The sequence below is a fragment of the Streptococcus sp. S5 genome, assembly GCF_034134805.1.
Classification (GTDB): domain Bacteria; phylum Bacillota; class Bacilli; order Lactobacillales; family Streptococcaceae; genus Streptococcus; species Streptococcus lingualis.
Genome location: NZ_CP139419.1, coordinates 47,860 through 69,801, shown reverse-complemented (window position 1 = coordinate 69,801; position 21,942 = coordinate 47,860). Strand labels below are relative to the sequence as shown.

Genomic DNA, 21,942 nt, shown 5'->3' with positions numbered 1-21,942 from the left:
AAGCATATGGTCAAAAATAGAAATTTGACTCGATGGGTGTTTGTGTTACCTGCTATTATCATTGTTGGACTATTATTTGTTTACCCATTTTTCTCCAGCATTTATTTTAGCTTTACAAACAAACATTTGATCATGCCGCGGTATAAATTTGTAGGATTAGCAAACTATAAAGCAGTTTTATCGGACCCTAATTTCTACAATGCCTTCTTCAACTCCCTTAAATGGACAGTCTTTTCTCTTGTGGGACAAGTGCTTGTTGGTTTTGTATTAGCACTTGCATTGCATAGAGTTAGACGTTTTAAGAAGTTATATAGGACATTGTTGATTGTTCCTTGGGCGTTCCCAACTATTGTCATTGCCTTTTCTTGGCAATGGATCTTAAATGGAGTATATGGTTATCTACCTAACTTGATTGTGAAATTAGGACTGATGAATCACGTCCCTGGATTTTTGACAGAAAGTACGTGGGCTTTCATCTGTTTAGTGTTTATTAATATTTGGTTTGGTGCCCCTATGATCATGGTCAATGTTCTATCTGCCTTACAAACGGTTCCGGAAGAACAGTTTGAAGCCGCTAGGATAGACGGAGCTTCCAGTTGGCAAGTTTTTCGATTTGTAATTTTACCTCATATTAAAGTAGTCGTAGGATTACTTGTTGTACTGAGAACAGTATGGATCTTTAATAACTTTGATATTATTTATCTGATTACTGGTGGTGGCCCTTCAAACGCAACAACAACATTGCCAATATTTGCATATAATCTCGGTTGGGGAACAAAACTTCTTGGGCGTGCCTCAGCGGTAACAGTCTTGCTATTTATTTTCTTATTGGCAGTATGTTTCATTTACTTTGGAGTTATCAGTAAATGGGAGAAGGAGGGTAGAAAATGATGAAGAGAAGAACAAATGTACTCCTTGATATTGGATCCCATGTTATTTTAGTTATTTCAACTATTATTGCAATTTTTCCTTTAGTTTGGATCCTCCTATCTTCTGTAAAAGGCAAAGGTGAATTAACCCAATTTCCAACAAGATTTTGGCCTAAACAGTTTACTCTAGATTATTTTACGCATGTCATTAATGATCTACATTTTATAAATAATATAAAAAATAGCCTGTTAATCGCATTAACGACAACAGTTATCGCTATTATCATTTCTGCAATGGCTGCTTATGGTATTGTTCGATTCTTTCCAAAATTAGGGGCGATCATGTCCCGGTTGCTAGTCATTACCTATATCTTCCCTCCGATCTTGTTGGCAATTCCTTATTCTATTGCCATTGCAAAAGTTGGATTAACCAATAGTTTAATTGGTTTAATGATTGTTTATCTTTCGTTTAGTGTCCCTTATGCAGTGTGGTTGTTAGTAGGATTCTTCCAAACAGTTCCGATTGGAATCGAGGAAGCAGCAAAAATAGATGGTGCGAATAAATTTGTTACCTTCTATAAAGTGGTGTTACCAATTGTTGCACCAGGGATTGTTGCCACAGCCATCTATACCTTTATCAATGCATGGAATGAATTCCTTTATGCATTGATCTTGATCAACGATACAAGTAAGATGACGGTTGCGGTGGCTTTGCGTTCATTAAATGGTTCGGAAATACTGGATTGGGGAGATATGATGGCGGCATCCGTAATTGTGGTATTGCCTTCAATCATCTTCTTCTCAATTATCCAAAATAAAATCGCAAGTGGTCTTTCTGAAGGATCCGTAAAATAGTAAAAATAGAAACAGGAGAAAAACAATGGTTGTAAATTATGGTGTTGTCGGAACAGGATACTTTGGTGCTGAATTGGCAAGATATATGAAAGAAAATGAAGGTGCAGTAATTACAGTTGTGTATGATCCAGAAAATGCAGAAGCTGTAGCAGAAGAATTAGGAGCACGAGTGGCTTCGTCACTAGATGAATTGGTTCAAAGTGACGATGTGGATTGTGTGATCGTGGCTTCTCCTAATAATTTGCATAAAGAACCCGTGATTAAAGCTGCTCAGAATGGAAAAAATGTATTTTGTGAAAAACCGATTGCTTTATCATATGAAGATTGTAAAGAGATGGTAGAAACATGTAAAGAAAATGGTGTGATTTTCATGGCTGGTCATATTATGAATTTCTTTAATGGTGTCCATCATGCTAAAGAATTGATCAACCAAGGAGTTATTGGAGATGTTTTGTACTGTCATACAGCTAGAAATGGCTGGGAAGAACAACAACCATCCATTTCATGGAAAAAAATTCGTGAAAAATCAGGAGGACATCTTTACCACCATATTCATGAGTTGGATTGCGTTCAATTTTTAATGGGAGGTATTCCTGAAACAGTTACGATGACAGGCGGAAATGTTGCTCACCAAGGGGAAAACTTTGGCGATGAAGATGATATGATTTTTGTCAATATGGAATTCCCTGGTAAGCGATTTGCTTTGCTTGAATGGGGCTCTGCCTATCGTTGGGGGGAACACTATGTTCTGATTCAGGGAACGAAAGGTGCTATAAAATTAGATTTATTTAATTGTAAAGGTACTCTGAAAGTAGACGGAAAAGAAACTTATTTCTTAATCCATGAATCTCAGGAAGAGGATGATGACCGTACAAGAATTTATCATAGCACTGAGATGGATGGTGCCATTGCTTATGGTAAACCAGGGAAACGAACTCCATTATGGCTATCTTCTGTTATTGATAAAGAAATGAAATATCTTCATGACATAATGAATGGTGCTCCTGTATCAAAAGAATTTGAAAAACTATTAACCGGAGAAGCGGCGTTGGAAGCAATTGCATCTGCTGATGCTTGTACTCGTTCCATTAATGAGGATCGAAAAGTTAAATTATCAGAGATCATGAGTTAATAACATTACTGATACGACAAAAGGAGAAAATATGTCAGATTTAAAAAAATATGAAGGAGTCATCCCTGCTTTTTATGCCTGCTATGATGACCAAGGGGAAATTAGCCCGGAGCGGGTGCGTGCTCTCGTAGAATATTTTATCGCGAAAGGTGTGCAGGGCTTGTATGTCAACGGATCCTCTGGCGAATGTATCTACCAGAGCGTGGCCGATCGCAAGCTAGTCTTGGAAGAAGTGATGGCAGTAGCTAAAGGAAAATTGACCATCATCGCTCACGTAGCCTGCAACAACACCAAGGATAGCGTGGAATTGGCACGACATGCGGAAGAACTAGGAGTGGATGCCATTGCGGCCATTCCGCCGATCTATTTCCGCTTGCCAGAATACGGTGTGGCCCACTACTGGAATGAAATCAGTGCAGCTGCACCCCATACAGACTTTGTCATCTACAATATCCCGCAATTGGCTGGGATAGCTTTGACACCGAGTCTTTACAAGGAAATGTTGAAAAATCCACGGGTGATTGGGGTGAAAAATTCTTCGATGCCTGTTCAGGACATTCAAACCTTTGCTTCTTTAGGAGGCAACGACCACATTGTCTTTAACGGCCCAGATGAACAATTCTTAGGTGGCCGTCTCATGGGAGCGCATGCTGGAATCGGTGGCACCTATGGTGCGATGCCAGAACTCTTCTTGAAGCTCAATCAGCTGATTGCTGAGAAAGACTTGGAGACTGCGCGTGCCCTACAGTTTGCCATCAATGACATTATCGGAGTCTTGACGTCTGCTCATGGCAATATGTATGCAGTCATCAAAGCGGTTTTGCGCATCAATGAAGGTTTGGACTTGGGATCTGTTCGCTCCCCTTTGACGCCAGTAGTAGAAGCGGATCAAGAAGTGATTCAACGTGCTGCTCAACTCATTCAGGACACAAAAGCCAGATTCCTTTGATCAAAGGAGGTCTAGATGAATCCATATGTTGTAATTGATATCGGAGGGACCAGTATCAAGTATGGTCTAGCCGATGCAAAAGGGCAACTCCTAGAGACCCATGAAATGCCAACGGAGGCCCAAAAAGGAGGACCTCACATTCTTAACACAACAAAGGAAATCGTAGCCCGTTATTTGAAGAAGCATCCCTTGGCAGGGGTTGCGATTTCTTCGGCCGGAATGGTCGATCCTGATAAGGGAGAAATCTTTTATGCTGGCCCACAAATTCCCAACTATGCAGGCACCCAATTCAAAAAGGAAATCGAAGAGACCTTTCAGATCCCTTGCGAGATTGAAAATGATGTCAACTGTGCTGGTCTCGCAGAGGTCACTACAGGCCATGCAAAAGGATCGAACAATGCTGTTTGCCTGACAATTGGGACGGGGATCGGCGGTTGCCTCTTGCTGGATGGTCAGGTCTTTCATGGTTTTAGCAATTCAGCCTGTGAGGTTGGCTATCTTCATTTGCCAGACGGTGCCTTTCAGGATCTAGCTTCAACGACGGCTTTGGTCGAGTACGTGGCAGAACATCATGGTGATCCTGTGGAACAGTGGAATGGTCGCCGGATCTTCAAGCAGGCAACGGAGGGAGATAAAATCTGTATGGCTGGAATTGATCGGATGGTGGCCTATCTCGGAAAAGGACTGGCCAATATCGCCTATGTGGTCAATCCAGAGGTCATCGTTCTTGGAGGGGGGATTATGGCTCAGGAAGCCATCCTCAAGCCAAAAATCTATCAAGCCCTGTGTGCCGAACTGGTTCCTAGCCTAGCAGATAAGATCCGTTTGGAATTTGCCCACCATCAAAACGCCGCAGGTATGTTGGGGGCTTACTATCACTTTAGACAAAAACATGAAACATAAAACAAGTCGCGTTGGCGACTTGTTTTTGATTCATCAAAAAAAACATGAAAGATGAAGAAAGCCTGATCTTTCATGCTTTTTAAATAGGGAGACCATATTAAGATTTTCGAGAACGTTGATTAGAAAGTTTTTTGTTTTCCCAGTAGCTATTAAAGACAATTTCCTTTTGTTCTCGACTTTTATTAAGGAAATGAGCATAGATCAAATCGACCACAATGAGGAGTGGTAAAATGGCGGAGATTCGATCGATATAGGTACTACTAGGAAGAGGTGCGGCCGGTAACACTTCTGTGAATCCTTGGTGGATGGCAGCCGGGTTAGCGGTCACAAGAACCGTTTTAGCCCCTTTTTCTTTGGCGTCCAGGAGACTATCTGTAATGGAGTTGGTGCCTCCTGACAATGAGAAACCGATGACTAAACAAGAGGAATCGAGAATACTGGTCGTCCAGGCAAAGCCGTCTTGATCAGTCAGGGCTTCACAAACGACGCCTAGTCGCATAAAGCGCAATTTCATTTCTCGAGCAACTAAACCGGAACTACCGATCCCGAAGAAATAGACTCGGTCTAGTTGATCGATTAGTTCAGCTACCCGATCTAATTGGGAATCTTTTACCAGACTTTCAGTGACGTTACTGATATGGTGGTAGCGTTGCAAGACGCTCAGCGTCAGCTCGTCATGCTCTTGCACCTGTTTTTGATTTTTGGTTTCTTCGTTAAAGTGATAGACAAATTCCCGATAGCCGGAAAAACCACATTTTTGAGAGAAACGCGTCAAAGCTGCCTTTGAGACATGGAGTAACTCAGTTACACGAGAAGAGGACAGGGAGTGCTGTCGTGCTTCGGATGATAAAAAATATTGGGCAATGTCGCGTTCCATATCTGTTAACTCAGCTTCATGGCTGGCGATAATAGCGCGTAAATCTTGATCTTGTTTCACAGCAATCCTCCTTTCTCACGAGATGAAATAACAGGATGCTCCTATAATATATTACACATTATAACATGGGTAACCGCTTTATTCAAGTAAAAGAAATCAAGAAATACTGAAACTAGGAACAGGATATGCGAAAAGAAGAGAACGCTACCAATCTTGGCAGTAGGGGCTTACTGGTTGTCCAAAATTTTCTGAAAATTCCCGGTTGGGCCTGAACAAACAATATGAATTGTGGTATAATTTAAGATAATTGTACTGTTGTTGGAAGAACAATAGTTGAATAAGGAGGTGTGACGATGTCGAATGCAACACTCGAGATGATGCAAGAGATCGAACAGGCTGCTCAAGGAGTGATCGCTACTTATGAAGATCAGGTCGAGCAAGTCCGTACGGATTCGCGCGATCGCCTTGCAACAGTGGCACAGCATTACGATGAGGAAACCAAGCAATTGGTTACAGAGGCAGAAAAAAACGCCCAAGAAAAACTCGTCCGTTTAACGAAAGATCTGGAAGAAACGGTTGTGCGCAATGATGCCAAAGTACAGCAAGCGATGACCGATAAGCGAGCTGGGTTAGTTGAAGCCATTGTAGAAAAGGTGGTAGCAAGCTATGGCCGTTAGTCAGATGAAAAAACTGTCCCTTATCTTGTCCAAAGATGACTTGGACAGTCTCCTACTAGCGCTACAGTCTGAGGCGAAAATCCAGATTTATGACCTCAGTGAGCAGGAAGAGTGGCAGGCTGCCTTTGAGGCAAATACCTTGTCTCAACCCTTGACAGAGGAAAATCGTCAAGTCTTGGTAGAGCTGCAAAAACGTCAAGAACAAGTTGAAAAAATGATTCAGACTCTGGAGCCCTACATACCTGAGAAAAAGGCCCTGCAAGCTCTGAAGGAAGAACCCTTAAGCTTGTCTTTTGATGACTTGCAGGCTCACGGGATGATTCGAGACGAGGAACTTCTATTGACCAAGTTGAAACGCCAATTGCGCGTGTTAGACAAGGCTCGCCAGAAGATTGCAGATGCAAAGGGAGAGATCGAACGCTTAGAAAAATGGCGACCGTTAGAGGTGACACCAACAGCCCTTGCTACCTTTCACTATGTGCATGGTTTGATTGGGACCATCCCTAATAGCGATACAGACGCTGTTCGTTCTTCTTTAAAAGCTCATCCTGAGCTGGAGTTAGAAGAAGTCTTTACGTCTGAAACCGAACACGGTTATGTCATCTTGTATCGCTCGGGAGATCGTGTAGCTGTTCAGGAGCTTCTGGAAGACCATGGGTTCAAAGAATTAGACTATGAAGAAGAGCAGGTCCCGGCCGCCTACTTGGATCGCCTAGAAGGGGAAATCAAAGAGCAAGAAGCTGTAGTTGCAGCAACCCTAGCCGAGTTGCAAAACTCCCAGAAGGAGCTGGACCAGCTCAAGTACCAGATGGATTACTTGCTGAGTTCGGGAGCTCGTGAGGAAGCCAAGTCGCTTCTTGCCAGCACGCAAAGCTTGGTAGCCCTAGAGGGTTGGATTGAAACCTCCCAAGTGGCCTCATTGCGAGACTTCTTGCAAGAAGGTTTTGGTTCTCGGGTCTTACTAGAGACACGCGATGTGACGGAAAAAGATTGGGATGACGTTCCGATCCAGTTGCGAAATAATGCCTTGGTAGAGCCTTTTGAATTAGTCACAGAGATGTACGCCCTACCTAAGTATTACGAGAAAGATCCGACACCGATCGTTTCTCTCTTCTACTTTGTTTTCTTTGGCATGATGGTCGCAGATATCGGTTATGGACTGTTGCTAACGGTAGCGACAGGCTTTGCCCTTAAAGCCTTTAAGCTCAAGCCTGGGACAGCGAAGAATCTTCGTTTCTTCAGTCTCCTCGGGATTTCAGTTGCCCTTTGGGGTGTGATCTATGGCTCTTTCTTTGGATTTGAGATGCCTTTTGCCCTGATCAGTACGACCAGCAACGCTATGACCATCCTGATCCTCTCAGTGGTTTTTGGTTTTGTCACTGTCTTAGTGGGCCTCTTCCTAGGAGGAATGAAAAATGTTCGCCTCAAAGACTACACGGAAGCCTATAATGCTGGCTTTGCTTGGGTCTTGATCCTACTTGGTTTAATGCTTCTAGCAGTAGGCAATATCTTGCCAGGGATGAGCCTTCTAGTTCCGATCGGCAAGTGGCTGGCTATTTTGAATGCCATTGGGATCTTGATTGTTTCCATTGTCAGTGCCAAGAAGCTATCCGGTTTAGCGTCTGGTCTCTTTAACCTCTACAATGTTAGTGGCTATGTTGGAGACTTGGTCAGCTTCACCCGTTTGATGGCCTTGGGCTTGTCTGGAGCCAGTATCGGTTCGGCCTTTAACCTCATTGTCAATCTCTTCCCACCGCTTGGACGGTTTACGGTAGGGCTTGTACTCTTTATCGTCCTACATGCCATTAACATGTTCCTGTCCTTCTTGTCGGGATATGTGCATGGAGCCCGTTTGATCTTTGTGGAGTTCTTCGGTAAGTTCTACGAAGGAGGAGGAAAGCCATTTCGACCTCTTAAACCTTCGGAACGCTATATTAAAACAAAAAAATAAGTATTATCTTTTAAAAAATAGGAGTATATTCATGGAATCTTTAGCATCATATTTTTCAGCCCATGGGGGCGCCTTCTTTGCAGCATTTGGTGTCGCGATCGCAGTCGCACTTAGTGGGATGGGATCTGCCCTTGGGGTTGGTAAAACGGGTCAAGCAGCAGCAGCGCTCTTGAAAGAACAACCCGAAAAATTTGCCCAAGCCCTGATTTTGCAATTGTTGCCAGGTACACAAGGTTTGTACGGTTTTGTTATCGGGATCTTGATCTGGTTGCAAATTAAGCCAGATATGCCACTTGAAACAGGGGTTGCTTACTTCTTTACAGCTCTTCCAGTTGCGATCGTTGGTTATTTCTCAGCAAAACACCAAGGAAATGTTGCGACAGCAGGGATGCAAATCTTGGCAAAACGTCCTGAGGACATGATGAAAGGGGTTATCCTTGCGGCCATGGTTGAAACCTATGCCATCTTGGCCTTCGTTGTGTCCTTCCTATTGACCCTACGCGTCGGCTAAGAGCTAGCTTTGATGAATTCGCCTCGCGAGGCGAAAAACACAAGACGCATGCAATAGGAGAAAAAACGATATGGATGAACAAACCCAATTAAAGGATTCGATCTTGGCCCAAGCCCACGAAAAAGGGCGTAAACTCTTAGAAGAGGCCAAGGAAACCATCCTAAAAGAAGAGACTGCGCAAGAAGAGCGTTTGATCCAGGATAAACTCAATCAACGCTCCGAGCAGCTCAAGCGGATTCAACGTCAATTGCAACGTGAAACCCAACAAATCGAAAATAAAAAACGCCAATCAACCCTTGTCACCAAACAACGAGTCTTAAAAGATCTCTTTGCAGATGCTTACGAAGCGATGGTGGCTTGGCCCCTTGACAAGGAAATGCAGTTTGTAGATGCAGTCTTAGATCGCTATCAGGGACAAGTTGTGACTCTGACCTTTGGGGCGGTGAGTGCTAGCAAATTTGATTCAGCAGCTCTCGAGAGATTGAAGCAGGCTCATCAGAATGTGACAGTTGCGGATGCGACGATTCCAGCTCAAGCAGGCTTTGTCTTGTCGGTTGGGAGGATTGATGACAACTATCTCTACCGTGATTTGGTGGATTCCATTTGGGAGCAAGAAAGCTACCAGATGGCAGCCAGCATTTTCACCGATGAAGAGAACTAGGAGGTTGCGATGAGCGAACGGACCTATTCTCAAGTTAATACAGGAATCAGCGTACGTGAGGCCAGTTTTGTCAGTCCCAGTCAGTTCGAGCAGTTGCTTGCAAGTCCCTCCAGTGAGAGCCGAGAAGGCTTGCTACAAGGGACACCTTATGCTTTAGACAGCCACGAGATCAAGGATTTAGCAGCCCTTGAAGAGCGCCTGATGACAGCCTTGTTGGCAGAATACCAATGGGCTTTTGAGGTAAGCCCTCAGTCAGACTTGGTTAGCCTATTTACCTTGAAGTACACCTATCACAATCTCAAGGTTTATCTGAAACACAAGGCGACAGAGCGCAAGTTGGGGCACTTATTGATCCCTATCGGTCCTTATTCTCTCGATGTGCTTGAGCATTTGGTGGCGACCTTTTCTGCGGAGCATTGCCCAGCCTTTATGGCGGAAGAAGTGGCTGCAACCTGGCAAGAATTCCAAGACTATCAGGACTTGCGGGTTCTCGAAATTGGGATGGACTTAGCTTATTTTAAACACCTGAGATACTTAGGGGACAGCCTAGATCATCCGATTCTGAAGCAGTTGGTGGACGTGACCATTGACTTTTACAATGCGATTACGGTCAAGCGGGCCTTGGATCAGCAAAAACCGCATAGTTTTATGCACCAATTGCTCTCAGATGAAGGGAGCCTCAGTGCCCATCAGGTGATCGACCTGCTAGAATCCGGTCAGTGGTTGACCTGGTTTTATCAAGTCAATCCGCTGGACTACGATCTCGCCTTAGAGACTTATGAAGAAAAGATGCGCACCGGTCAACTAAAGACCGTAGAGTTGGAGTATTTAGAGAGTTTGGTGAAATTCAGTCTTCTAGACGCTGGCCGTTTTGAAGTCGATGGACCACTCCCTCTTGTTCGTTATCTTCACGGAAAAGAGTTAGAGGTGACCAACCTTCGTTTGGTCCTCTCTGGTTTGGACAATGGTTTTCCGCTAGCAGAAATCAAAGAAAGGATGAGACCGATTTATGGACAAACAGACCTATAAGATCGCCGTTGTGGGCAATCGGGACGCCATCCTTCCTTTTCGCCTGATTGGCTTTCAAACCTATCCGGTCACAGAGCCGCAAGAAGCGATCAATACCTTGCGAAAACTCAGTCGGGAAAACTTCGGGATTATCTACCTGACAGAGGATATTGCTCAGGCCATTCCAGATACAGTGGCTTTTTACGACCAGCAACTGACACCGGCTCTGATCCTTATCCCGACCCATAGAGGGACTACAGGACTGGGCCAACAGCGGATTCGTGATAATGTCGAAAAAGCAGTAGGACAGGATATTTTATGAGAACAAATGAATTTGGCCAAGCGATTGGCGATGCACTGCCGGAGTTTACACCGGGGCTTCTGCCAGCTATTGAGCGGATCGAAGGTCGCTATACCGTGATCGAGCGCCTCTCAAAAGAAAAACATGGAGCAGATCTTTATCAGGTCTACGGGCCGGACTCTCCAGCAGCGATGTGGACCTTTCTGTTCAAAGGCCCTGCCCGCAATGAGGAGGAGTGGGACCGCTTATTAGATGATCTTATGACAGCCCAAGGTCGCTTTTACTATGCGATTGTAGACAAAGATTCAGGCAAGGCTTTGGGGACTTTCTCTCTCATGCGGATCGATCAAGCTAATCGGGTGATCGAAGTCGGAGCAGTGACCTACTCACCAGCGCTCCAAAAAACACGCATGGCTACGGAAGCCCAGTATCTGTTAGCGCGCTACGTGTTTGAAGATTTAGGCTACCGCCGCTATGAGTGGAAATGCGATGCTTTAAACCAAGCTTCTCGCAAAGCAGCTGAGCGCTTAGGGTTCACCTATGAAGGCTGTTTCCGTCAGGCTATTGTTTATAAAGGTCGTACCCGTGATACAGACTGGTTGTCTATCATTGACCAAGAATGGCCAGCTATCAAACAGCGCTTCGAAGCCTGGTTGGATCCAAGTAATTTCGATGCCAATGGCCAACAAAAGCAATCTCTAAGAGAGATAGTACAAAAGTAAAACAAAGAAACAAAGGATTCCCAGGAGGAATACATGACTCAAGGAAAAATTATCAAAGTTTCCGGTCCCTTGGTGGTCGCATCAGGGATGCAGGAGGCCAATATTCAAGACATTTGCCGGGTCGGCGATCTTGGTTTGATTGGCGAAATTATTGAGATGCGGCGGGATGAAGCCTCTATCCAAGTATATGAAGAAACATCTGGAGTCGGTCCAGGAGAACCAGTGGTAACAACCGGAGCTCCCCTTTCTGTTGAATTGGGACCAGGCTTGATCTCTCAGATGTTTGACGGGATCCAACGCCCCTTGGAACGCTTCCAAGAAGTGACTGCCAGTGACTTTTTGGTTCGTGGGGTGCAAGTTCCGAATCTAGATCGGGACACCAAATGGGCCTTCGAACCAAGCGTGACTGAAGGGACAGAAGTGGTTGCAGGAGACATCGTCGGTACCGTTCAAGAAACCAATATGGTGGAGCACCGCATCATGGTGCCCTTTGGTGTCAGTGGACGTGTGACCAAGATCGCAGCAGGTTCTTACACAGTAGAAGAGCCGGTTTATGAGATCGAGCAGGCAGATGGTAGCCTCTTTACTGGTACTTTGATGCAAAAATGGCCGGTTCGTCGAGGCCGTCCCTTTGCACAAAAACTGATTCCAGTAGAGCCTTTGGTCACCGGTCAACGGGTCATCGATACCTTCTTCCCAGTGACTAAGGGTGGAGCTGCAGCTGTTCCGGGTCCTTTCGGAGCTGGGAAAACAGTTGTGCAACACCAGGTAGCCAAGTTTGCAAATGTAGACATCGTAATTTACGTTGGTTGTGGGGAACGTGGGAATGAAATGACGGACGTTCTGAATGAGTTCCCAGAATTGATCGATCCAACGACCGGTCAATCCATCATGCAACGGACCGTTCTGATCGCCAACACTTCGAACATGCCAGTAGCTGCGCGGGAAGCTTCCATCTACACAGGGATTACCATTGCCGAATATTTCCGTGATATGGGCTATTCCGTTGCCATCATGGCGGACTCTACTTCTCGTTGGGCAGAAGCTCTCCGTGAAATGTCTGGTCGTCTAGAAGAAATGCCAGGGGATGAAGGCTACCCAGCCTATCTTGGTAGCCGGATCGCCGAATACTACGAGCGTGCAGGTCGGGTCAAGACACTTGGAACCACTGCGCGCGAAGGTTCGATTACGGCTATCGGTGCTGTTTCTCCTCCGGGTGGAGACATTTCAGAGCCGGTCACGCAAAATACCTTGCGGATTGTCAAGGTCTTCTGGGGATTAGATGCTCAGTTGGCGCAACGTCGTCACTTCCCAGCCATCAACTGGTTGAGTTCTTATTCCCTTTACCAAGATGAAGTCGGTCGCTATATCGATCTACATGAACAAATCAGTTGGTCTGAAAAAGTGACCCGCGCTATGAATTTGCTTCAAAAGGAAAGTGAATTGCAAGAAATCGTCCGCTTGGTTGGTCTAGATTCCTTGTCTGAAAAAGACCGCTTGACCATGAATGCGGCCAAGATGATCCGTGAAGACTACCTACAACAAAATGCCTTTGATGAGGTCGATACCTATACCTCTTTCAGCAAGCAGGTGGCCTTGTTGACCAACATTTTGACCTTTGACCAAGAAAGTCAAAAAGCACTAGAATTAGGAGCTTACTTCACAGAAATCATGGAAGGAACCGTGGCTCTTCGAGACCGCATTGCCCGTAGCAAGTTCATCCATGAGGATCAGTTGGCAACCATTCAAGCCCTGAAAGAAGAAATCGTAGAAACCCTACACCAAATCGTCGCAAAAGGAGGAGTAGACAATGAGCGTGATTAAAGAATACCGTACTGTCAGCGAAGTTGTCGGCCCCTTGATGATTGTCGATCAGGTCGAAGGGGTTCACTACAATGAACTAGTAGAAATCAAGCTTCATGATGGAACGACCCGTCAGGGACAAGTCCTCGAAGTCCAAGAAGACAAGGCCATGGTCCAGCTCTTTGAAGGATCTAGCGGGATCAATTTGGAAAAAGCCAAAGTCCGCTTTACCGGACGTCCCCTAGAACTTCCTGTGTCTGAAGACATGGTCGGACGCATCTTTAACGGGATGGGCAAACCCATCGATGGTGGTCCAGAGATTATCCCAGAGAAGTACTTGGACATTGATGGACAAGCTATCAACCCTGTTTCGCGGGACTATCCGGATGAATTTATCCAGACAGGAATCTCAGCCATTGACCATTTGAATACCTTGGTTCGGGGCCAAAAACTCCCAGTGTTCTCAGGTTCTGGTCTTCCTCACAAGGAGTTGGCGGCTCAGATTGCTCGTCAAGCGACGGTTCTTAATTCTGAAGAAAACTTCGCCGTGGTCTTTGCGGCTATGGGAATCACCTTTGAAGAAGCCGAGTTCTTTATGAACGACCTTCGGGAGACAGGTGCGATTGACCGCTCTGTCCTCTTTATCAACCTAGCCAATGACCCAGCTATCGAGCGGATTGCCACTCCTCGGATCGCCTTGACCGCCGCCGAATATTTGGCTTATGAAAAAGATATGCACGTCTTGGTTATCATGACGGATATGACCAACTACTGTGAAGCCCTTCGGGAAGTATCCGCTGCCCGCCGGGAAGTTCCAGGTCGTCGGGGCTATCCAGGTTACCTTTATACCAATCTCTCAACCCTCTACGAACGTGCAGGACGCTTGGTTGGAAAGAAAGGATCTGTGACCCAAATCCCGATCCTCTCCATGCCAGAAGATGACATCACCCACCCCATCCCTGACTTGACAGGCTACATCACCGAAGGTCAGATTATTCTGTCTCGCGATCTCTATAATAGTGGTTACCGCCCACCGATCAATGTTCTTCCATCCCTTTCTCGTTTGAAGGACAAGGGTTCTGGTGAAGGCAAGACTCGGGAAGACCATGCGGCGACCATGAACCAGCTCTTTGCGGCTTACGCCCAAGGAAAACAAGCCAAAGAACTGGCTGTAGTGCTTGGGGAGTCTGCCTTGTCAGATACCGACAAGCTCTATGTCAAATTTACCGATCGCTTTGAGCAAGAATACATCAACCAAGGCTTTACCACCAATCGGACGATTGAGGAAAGTTTGGATCTCGGTTGGGAACTCTTATCCATCCTTCCACGAACAGAGCTTAAACGGATCAAGGATGAGATGATTGACAAGTATCTGCCAAACAAAGAGGATTAGCCTATGGCACGATTAAATGTAAAACCAACTCGGATGGAGCTCAATATTCTCAAAGAGCGCCTCAAGACAGCAACCCGGGGGCACAAGTTGCTCAAGGATAAGCGGGATGAACTTATGCGTCGCTTTATTGAAGCTGTGCGAGAGAATAATCGTCTGCGCCAAAAGGTGGAGGCAGCGCTGGTGGGCAATATGCAAGATTTCGTGATGGCCAAGTCCTTAGAGAGTGACCTCATGGTGGAAGAAATCTTTGCTGTTCCTACTCGAGAAGTGATGCTCCATATCGAGGAAGAAAATGTCATGAGTGTGCGCGTGCCCAAGCTCCATGCACGTATCGATAATCCATACGGAGATGATGAAGGGGACGTGGTTTATAGCTACCTCGCCTCCAACAGTCAAATGGATAGCACCATCCAAGAAATGGGGGATCTACTCCCAGATTTACTCAAGTTAGCGGAAATCGAAAAAAGCTGCCAACTCATGGCAGATGAAATCGAGAAAACCCGCCGTCGAGTGAATGGACTGGAGTATGCGACCATCCCAGACCTCAAAGAGACCATCTATTATATCGAAATGAAACTCGAAGAAGCCGAACGCGCCAACCTCGTCAGAATCATGAAGGTAAAATAAGATACAAAGCCGTTAAGCAACTCAAAGGAAAATAGGAAATCCAACGACGAAGCGTCCGCTTCTAGTTGGATTTATCTTTTTCCAAAGAGTTGTAGGCGTGTTCAATTACTTAAAAAATACAAGAACCTCATCGAGGAACCGCTCCTTGATGAGGCTTTTTTACGCCCTCGCCCTCTTCTTCCACCACCCTCTTTTTATGTTACTAGTTTGTAACAATGTGACAAGAAAGACGAAATGTTACAAGAAAAATACAGTTTTGTTAAATAGCCAAAAAGGCCTTTTATTATTTTTAAATTGTGATAAGATAGTATGGTAGTTAATTTGTCCAAGAAAATCTTGAGCAAAAAAACAAAGAAAAAAGAGGATAAAAGATGAAATTAAAAGTTAATACGAAAGCCTTGATCGCTTCAACAGTAGCTCTTGCAGTGATTCCCTTTACAAAAGCCACTGCAGAAACACTTGAAGATTGGGTAGCTCGCTCAGTAGATGAAATCAAACATGATATCCAACAAAGCGGTGAAAACCAACAAACGTATACCATCAAATATGGTGATACATTGAGTTCGATCGCAGAAGCGCTTGGAATCGATGTTCATGTGTTGGCAAACTTAAACAACATCAGCAACATGGATTTGATCTACCCAGGTACTGTTTTGAAAACAACAGTAAATGATCAAAAAGAAGTAACTTCAGTTGAAATCCAAACTCCTCAAGCAGGTGCGACAGATACAACCGTTGCAAGTGCTGACTTGACAACAAACCAAGTGACAGTTGATGACCAAACAGTCGCTGTCAACGATTTGTCTAAACCAGTAAACGAAGATAACAAAGCTGTTCCAGTAGCTCCAGCAGCGGAAACTCAAGAAGCCCCAGCGGAAGCTCCTGTAGTTGAAGTACCAGCAGCAGAAACACCAGCACAACCAGCTGTTCCAGAAACACCAAACTACGGTGCTCCAGCTGTTAATGTTGAAGTGCAAAATCAAGAAGCAGCCCCGGCTGCTGCTCCTGAAGCTCCAGCAACTCCTGAAGCTCCAGCTGCTCCTCAATCTGCTCCTCAATCTGCTCCAGTAGCAGAAGAAGCTCCAGCAGCAGAAACGACTGCAGCACCTGAAGTGCAACCAGTAGCATCAACTCCAACAACTGGTAATGCTATTCCAACTGATCCAAATCTTCAACCTCAAGCGGAAGCTTTCCGTCAAGAAATTGCAGCGAAATTCGGTATCACAAACATCGGTGGTTACCGTGAAGGGGATCCAGAAGACCATGGTAAAGGACTTGCAGTGGACGTGATGGTTCCAACAAATTCAGAGCTTGGAGATCAAGTTGCACAGTATGCGATTGATAACATGGACCGTGCAGGTATCTCATATATTATCTGGAAACAACAATTCTACATGCCAGTAAATAACATTTACGGACCAGCTAATACATGGAACCAAATGCCGGACCGTGGTGGAGATACAGCAAACCACAACGACCACGTACATATCTCATTTAACGGATAATAAAACATTGAACTAGGCCTAGAGCCTAGTTCTTTTTTGTGTGCACAAAAAAGCCGGAAGACGAATCTTCCAGCCGGACAATGGTTATAAAATATGATCGACTTTTTCCACCTGATAAAGGGCAATGGCCATGATAATGGTTAAGACCAGTAGCATGATGATAGCCGGTGTCCAAGAGTGGAAGAGAGATTTACTGTAGCCGAAGAGGATGGGACCAAAGGCTGCAAAGACGTAGCCTCCTGTTTGGGCAAGACCGGAAAGTTGAGCTGTTTTTTCAGGTGTGCTGGATTTCATAGAGAAAGCGACCATGAGGTAAGGGAAAAGCGAACTAACGGAACTTCCAATCAGGGCATTTAATACCAACCAGTAGAAGAAGTTGCTGGTCGGGATTAAGAGCATGGCTACTCCCAGAATCCCTGCTCCGACAACAATCGTAAGCATCAAGTGTCGATTGCGATCGGATAACCGTGTGGTTAAACTTGGGATCGTCAAGGAGAATGGGAGACTGATCAGGGTGAAGACGGAGGCAAGTAGTCCAGATTCAACCTTTGAAAGGCCAGATTGAACAGCCATGGTCGGAAGCCAAGTCATACTTGTGTAGAAAAGCAGTGACTGCAAGCCTCCAAAAATCATGATAGCCCAGACATATTTATTGGTATACCACTTGCTACTAGATTCCGTAGTAGCAGCCTTTTTGAGTCGGTGGTTGTAGCGAAGGTTAGGAATCCAGATGACCAAAGCAAGAGCACACAAGGCTGTCAAGATGTTGACCAAACCTTGCCAAGAAGTGGCTTTGGTGATCGGAACGGCCACAGAAGAGGCGATCGCTGTGGACATCCCCATAGAAGTGATGTACAAAGTGGTCAGAATGCCTAGTTGACGGGGTCTGTTCGCTTGAATCAGGCTTGGAAGCAGCACATTGAGAAAGGCGATGCCAGCTCCAATCAAGATGGTTCCCAGATAGAGGAAGGGGAGGTTGATAATCCGAATGGCAGATCCGATCGTAATCGCGATCAAAACTAGGAAAAAGAGGCGCTCAATCCCCAACCTTTTAGCAAATTGAATCGCAAAAGGTGAGAAAATGGCAAAGGTGAGAAGTGGCAAGCTAGTCAATAGTCCCAGAGAGCTCACATCAACCCCCAAACCAGCTGCGATGTCAGACAAGACCGTCGGAAGCGTAGTAAATGGTGTTCGTAAAACAATCCCAAGCATAATGATGCCCGGGATGAATAGCTTAGAATGTGTTTTTTTCATAAATCCTCCTCAGACAAAAATTCTCTTCATTATAACACAGATTGAGCATAAATTGGAGTATTGATACAAATGAAGGAGAAGGACCGTAGTTCTCACTAGCGTTCGAACTGTGTCAACGTACCTAAGCTCACTAACGTTTGCTAAAGGAATAAGGATCGTAGTTCTCACTGTCGTTCGAACTGCGTCAACGTACCTAAGTTCGTCTACGCCCCTATTGGACTTGACTCACTAAGGTACGTAGAAAAAGCCACCGGTTTTGGTGGCTCTTATAGGGAGATTATTATGAAAAAGTTTAGGATTTTCTATCAAACAAAGTTAGGAGGTCTTTATTTGATGGTTTTATTATAAGGCGGTTTGCTTAAAGAAAACTTAAGAAAAGGCGCTGACCGAAAGAATCGGTCTAAAGTCTGAGACGTCTTTATTCGCTGAAGAAATCAATGCCGGTTTTGTTGAGTTCGTTGACTCGCAACATGAATTTTGTTTTGATTTGAACAAGTGGGCTTCCGAAATTTTCGAGGGCAATCAAACCTTCCAGGGCTTTTAGGACCTGCTTGGCACGATAAACCCCTTCCTTGTCATTTAAGCCAAGGAGGGCATAGACCTGCATAAATTCTAACTGCATGGAAATACTGGTGTTTAAAATCGGTTTGCGCTTGCGAAGCTGGTTAATCGATTGAAGAAAATTCAGAGCTTCTAAGTAGAGTTCTTTTTTAATAAGATAGTTGGCCAGATTTAACAGCAAAGAGGCCAATGCATTGGCAGAGTATGCTGAATAACTGCTTTCAAACAGTTCTAGTGACTCCTTTCGAATCTTAGCGACGACTTCATAGGGCAAGACAGATAAAAGGGCAATGGTAAAGTCTTGCTCAATTTCATTTTGATAGGCAAAAGGTACTTCTTGAGCGATTCGTTGAATAGAGACAGGTGCATCCTCCAGGTGGATTTCTTTTCCCATCGCGTTATTGACATTGATTTCAAGCGAGCGCAAATAGAGTTGCCAGAGCTCTTTGTTCTCTTCTGCAACAGGTGATTTTTCGTGCTTTAAGCGCTCAATAATGGCCAGAAAATCCATGTTTTCTTGATTGATGTGTTTCATCAAAATGGGGCTGAAATTTTGAATGGTTAAGCCAGGATAATGGGACAAAAAGGTATCCCAATCCACCCCCATAGACAGCAAGAGTCGAGAGAATGTCTCGATGGTTACTCCTTTTTGAGAACGCTCAAATTGGCTGAGGAACTGAGGAGAGACAATATCTGCAGCGACTTCTTTTAGAGAAAGACCGCGTGCTTCACGAATCTTACGAAATGTTGGACCAAATGGCGAAGATGAGGACATAGGGGGACTTCCTTTCAATTAGCATACCATTAGTATACCTCAAAAAAGGCTGGAATTAAACTCGGAGTTTAATTTTTGACAAAAAAACTAGAAATTCTTCGATTTTTAAGAAAAATGAAACTATAGTTTACATGGCCCTTTTTTAGGGAGGGATTTTTGATAAAATAAGGTCAATTCTAGAAGATACGCTTATAACAAAAGGAGATTTACAATGACGACACAAGAAATTTTACAGCTATTAGATGAAAAGCGCGTGCTCACAGCCCCTGCAGCAGTTGCTTGGAATGAAGTTCAGCGGCAACAAAACCGATTAAATCAAGCAGCGAAGAGACTCAATGGGCCAATTACGGTCACACTGGCCCTCAATCTTCTTTTTGCTTTTACGATTTTTCTCTTAGAACAAAGTCACCTGATGCACGGTTTTCTACTGATGCTCGGATTGATGGGTGGGTTGATTGCGATCAAATATTTTGTATTTGTAGCCCCAGCCAAGCAGGCTCTTGCCAATGCCCGGGCTCTTTATAACCAGGAAATCAGCCAACCAGCCTACCAACAAGGGATGCAAGGTTTCCCACAAAAATTTTACAATTACCACGACCTCTTCCGACTATATAACTTAATTGCAGAAGGCCGTGCCTCTACCTTGCCAGAAGCCTATAATCTGCTTGAAATGCAACAATTCCAAGAAACGCAAGTTAATCTGCAAGAGGAAGCCAATGCCCTACAAGCCGATATCGCACGTAGCTCAAGGGTCAGCGCCGTTGCTAATGTAGTCACTGCTTACAATACTTACCGTATCCACAAAGATATGTAATGTCAAAAAGATAAAAGATGAAAAAAACCTCCCGAGAGTCCAGATCAAAAATCAGAGCTCTCGTGGAGGTTGTTTTGTTGTCCTATAAAAAGTAGTTCCGCACGGCATCCATGTACCTAAGCTCACTAACGTTTGCTAAGGGAATAAGGAACGTAGTTTTCGCTTTGCTCAAACTGCGTCAATGTACTTAAGCTCACTAACGTTCGCTAAGGAAATAAAGATCGTAGTTCTCACTGTCGTTCGAACTGCGTCAACGTACCTAAACTCGCTGATGCTCGTAAAGGTACGTAGAGAAAAAGCCACCGGTTTTGGTGGCTCTTATAGGGAGATTATTATGAAAAAGTTTAGGATTTTCTATCAAACAAAGTTAGGAGGTCTTCATTTGATGGTTTTATTATAAGGCTGATTTCTTAAAGAAAACTTAAGGAAAGACGCTGCTTATAAGAATCGGTCTTAGGTCTGATATTTTTTTACAACAGAAACTATTTAGAATTTTTTCTAAATAGAGTTGACAAACCCATCCGAAAGTACTAGAATCTATTTAGAAAGATTTCTAAATAGATTAGAGGAGATAGAGAATGAATTTTGCGCAAACATTTAAAGCTTTATCGAATCCGATAAGAAGAAGTATCTTAGAACTGCTAAAGGCGGGGAAATTATCTGCTGGTGATATCGCTGGCCACTTTGATGTAGCAGGAGCGACCATTTCCCATCATTTAAGCCTCCTCAAGCAGGCAGATTTAATTCGAGAGGAAAAAGAGAAGAATTTTATCTACTATGAACTCAATACTTCAGTCTTGGAGGATTTAATGGTCTGGCTCGTTGATTTGAAAGGAGACTCTACTGATGAAAACGAATAAAAAACTATTGCTATTAACTTCTATGGTGATCCTTTTCCCCATGCTTTGGGGGCTGATGATTTGGTCGCAATTGCCTAACCAAATCCCGATTCACTTCAATTTTGCTGGCCAGGCCAATAACTTCCAATCGAAACCCCTGGTTGTGTTTGGTCTTCCTATTTTCGATCTCATGGTGCATCTGTTTGTGATCTTTATGATCGGACGTGATCCTAAGAATAGCGCTATGAATGAAAAAATGATCAGAGCGATTTACTGGTTGACCCCAATCGTTTCCTTAAGTACCTCCTATCTCATTTATAGCAAGGCGCTAGGATCTACTACCAATCCATCTGTTTTTGTTTCGGCTTTGCTAGGGCTCATCTTTGTGATCATGGGCAATTACATGCCTAAGTTGAAAGTGAACCATACGGTTGGAATCCGCCTACCTTGGACCTTACAGAGTGAAGATAACTGGCACAAAACCCATCGCTTGGCAGGGAAATTGTGGGTCCTCGGAGGTTTGATCCTCCTACTTGAAGCAGGCCTTCAATTCGCGCTTTCTTATGTACTGGTGCTGGTCATCCTCGCCATTGTCCTTATCCCTGTGATGTACTCTTATCAATTAAGTCGGAAAAATCGTTAGTATGAAAAAACAACCAGAGAAGAAGCAGTCGTGAACTGTTTCTTTTCCGGTTGTTTTTCGATTTTGGATAGGAGAACAGAAAACTTGCATTCACAGCCAGAGTGATCCACCATTTAAAATCGATATATAAGACTGAAGATATGATAAAACTAACGAAGAGAGCTAACAGAATGTATATTACCATTAAGAATTACTTTTCAAAGGAGTCATCTCTCAGAGTTGTAGTATGTATGATTATTTCAATGGATATTTTTCTTCTAAGTATATTAAAAAATGTGAGAAAAAGCTATAAATATCAGTATATGGTATAAT

22 protein-coding genes are annotated in these 21,942 nt (G+C 44.3%); 19 read left to right on the top strand and 3 right to left on the bottom strand.

The genetic code is table 11. The features are described from left to right. Window positions 1-6 precede the first annotated feature (6 nt). Genes SM123_RS00405 through SM123_RS00385 form a run of 5 tightly spaced genes read left to right on the top strand, consistent with a single transcriptional unit; the run spans window position 7 to window position 4,708 of the window. The gene (locus tag SM123_RS00405; RefSeq protein WP_023920083.1) at window positions 7-891 is read left to right on the top strand and encodes a carbohydrate ABC transporter permease; all 885 of its coding nucleotides are present in this window, start codon (window positions 7-9) and stop codon (window positions 889-891) included. Continuing rightward, window positions 891-1,724, top strand: coding sequence for a carbohydrate ABC transporter permease (locus SM123_RS00400; protein WP_201089639.1), 834 nt, complete (start codon window positions 891-893; stop codon window positions 1,722-1,724). Before SM123_RS00405 ends, SM123_RS00400 begins: the two co-directional genes overlap by 1 nt. Before the next feature lie 25 nt (window positions 1,725-1,749). Continuing rightward, on the top strand, window positions 1,750-2,856 hold the full coding sequence (locus tag SM123_RS00395; RefSeq protein WP_320909580.1) for a Gfo/Idh/MocA family protein: 1,107 nt from the start codon (window positions 1,750-1,752) through the stop codon (window positions 2,854-2,856). Between the two features lie 31 nt (window positions 2,857-2,887). Beyond that, window positions 2,888-3,805 carry a dihydrodipicolinate synthase family protein gene (locus SM123_RS00390; RefSeq protein WP_320909579.1) on the top strand — a complete coding sequence of 306 codons (918 nt, stop codon included), beginning with the start codon at window positions 2,888-2,890 and terminating at the stop codon, window positions 3,803-3,805. 15 nt (window positions 3,806-3,820) lie between these two features. Then, window positions 3,821-4,708, top strand: coding sequence for an ROK family protein (locus tag SM123_RS00385; RefSeq protein WP_070586618.1), 888 nt, complete (start codon window positions 3,821-3,823; stop codon window positions 4,706-4,708). A gap of 97 nt (window positions 4,709-4,805) precedes the next feature. On the opposite strand, the gene SM123_RS00380 is transcribed toward SM123_RS00385, so the two are convergent. After that, window positions 4,806-5,645, bottom strand: coding sequence for a MurR/RpiR family transcriptional regulator (locus SM123_RS00380; RefSeq protein ID WP_031572764.1), 840 nt, complete (start codon window positions 5,643-5,645; stop codon window positions 4,806-4,808). A gap of 293 nt (window positions 5,646-5,938) precedes the next feature. Between SM123_RS00380 and SM123_RS00375 the strand changes: the two genes are divergently transcribed. The 11 genes from SM123_RS00375 to SM123_RS00325 all read left to right on the top strand — a co-directional run bounded on the left by SM123_RS00375 (window position 5,939) and on the right by SM123_RS00325 (window position 16,744). Then, complete coding sequence (locus SM123_RS00375) at window positions 5,939-6,262, top strand: hypothetical protein (protein ID WP_031572761.1); 324 nt, start codon at window positions 5,939-5,941, stop codon at window positions 6,260-6,262. Beyond that, the gene (locus SM123_RS00370; protein WP_320909578.1) at window positions 6,252-8,213 is read left to right on the top strand and encodes a V-type ATP synthase subunit I; all 1,962 of its coding nucleotides are present in this window, start codon (window positions 6,252-6,254) and stop codon (window positions 8,211-8,213) included. The genes SM123_RS00375 and SM123_RS00370 overlap by 11 nt, the downstream gene beginning before the upstream one ends. 31 nt (window positions 8,214-8,244) lie before the next feature. Continuing rightward, complete coding sequence (locus SM123_RS00365) at window positions 8,245-8,724, top strand: V-type ATP synthase subunit K (protein WP_003009435.1); 480 nt, start codon at window positions 8,245-8,247, stop codon at window positions 8,722-8,724. A gap of 70 nt (window positions 8,725-8,794) precedes the next feature. Further along, a complete protein-coding gene (locus SM123_RS00360; protein WP_320909577.1) occupies window positions 8,795-9,385 on the top strand; it encodes a hypothetical protein in 591 nt (196 codons plus the stop codon). 9 nt (window positions 9,386-9,394) lie between these two features. Next, window positions 9,395-10,414 carry a V-type ATPase subunit gene (locus tag SM123_RS00355; protein ID WP_320909576.1) on the top strand — a complete coding sequence of 340 codons (1,020 nt, stop codon included), beginning with the start codon at window positions 9,395-9,397 and terminating at the stop codon, window positions 10,412-10,414. Further along, window positions 10,395-10,715, top strand: coding sequence for a V-type ATP synthase subunit F (locus SM123_RS00350; protein WP_003009443.1), 321 nt, complete (start codon window positions 10,395-10,397; stop codon window positions 10,713-10,715). The genes SM123_RS00355 and SM123_RS00350 overlap by 20 nt, the downstream gene beginning before the upstream one ends. Next, window positions 10,712-11,416 (top strand): GNAT family N-acetyltransferase, encoded by a 705-nt coding sequence (locus tag SM123_RS00345; protein WP_320909575.1) that lies wholly within the window; start codon window positions 10,712-10,714, stop codon window positions 11,414-11,416. Before SM123_RS00350 ends, SM123_RS00345 begins: the two co-directional genes overlap by 4 nt. Before the next feature lie 33 nt (window positions 11,417-11,449). After that, window positions 11,450-13,240 carry a V-type ATP synthase subunit A gene (locus SM123_RS00340; protein WP_041826169.1) on the top strand — a complete coding sequence of 597 codons (1,791 nt, stop codon included), beginning with the start codon at window positions 11,450-11,452 and terminating at the stop codon, window positions 13,238-13,240. Further along, on the top strand, window positions 13,227-14,612 hold the full coding sequence (locus SM123_RS00335) for a V-type ATP synthase subunit B (protein WP_003002370.1): 1,386 nt from the start codon (window positions 13,227-13,229) through the stop codon (window positions 14,610-14,612). Before SM123_RS00340 ends, SM123_RS00335 begins: the two co-directional genes overlap by 14 nt. Window positions 14,613-14,615: 3 nt before the next feature. Next, on the top strand, window positions 14,616-15,239 hold the full coding sequence (locus tag SM123_RS00330; protein ID WP_003002380.1) for a V-type ATP synthase subunit D: 624 nt from the start codon (window positions 14,616-14,618) through the stop codon (window positions 15,237-15,239). Between the two features lie 371 nt (window positions 15,240-15,610). Further along, a complete protein-coding gene (locus tag SM123_RS00325) occupies window positions 15,611-16,744 on the top strand; it encodes a VldE C-terminal domain-containing protein (protein WP_320909574.1) in 1,134 nt (377 codons plus the stop codon). Window positions 16,745-16,828: 84 nt separating this feature from the next. Here SM123_RS00325 and SM123_RS00320 read toward each other — a convergent pair whose 3' ends face one another. Beyond that, window positions 16,829-17,998: a CynX/NimT family MFS transporter gene (locus SM123_RS00320; RefSeq protein WP_320909573.1), complete on the bottom strand. Its 1,170-nt coding sequence runs from the start codon at window positions 17,996-17,998 to the stop codon at window positions 16,829-16,831. A gap of 418 nt (window positions 17,999-18,416) precedes the next feature. Beyond that, window positions 18,417-19,334 (bottom strand): helix-turn-helix domain-containing protein, encoded by a 918-nt coding sequence (locus SM123_RS00315; protein ID WP_320909572.1) that lies wholly within the window; start codon window positions 19,332-19,334, stop codon window positions 18,417-18,419. Window positions 19,335-19,545: 211 nt separating this feature from the next. Between SM123_RS00315 and SM123_RS00310 the strand changes: the two genes are divergently transcribed. From SM123_RS00310 to SM123_RS00300, 3 genes are all read left to right on the top strand, one after another. Next, a complete protein-coding gene (locus SM123_RS00310; RefSeq protein ID WP_320909571.1) occupies window positions 19,546-20,148 on the top strand; it encodes a hypothetical protein in 603 nt (200 codons plus the stop codon). Window positions 20,149-20,726: 578 nt separating this feature from the next. Further along, window positions 20,727-21,008, top strand: a complete 282-nt coding sequence (locus SM123_RS00305; RefSeq protein ID WP_003009465.1) for an autorepressor SdpR family transcription factor — start codon at window positions 20,727-20,729, stop codon at window positions 21,006-21,008. Then, a complete protein-coding gene (locus SM123_RS00300) occupies window positions 20,995-21,630 on the top strand; it encodes an SdpI family protein (RefSeq protein ID WP_320909570.1) in 636 nt (211 codons plus the stop codon). Before SM123_RS00305 ends, SM123_RS00300 begins: the two co-directional genes overlap by 14 nt. The last annotated feature ends 312 nt before the right edge of the window (window positions 21,631-21,942 follow it).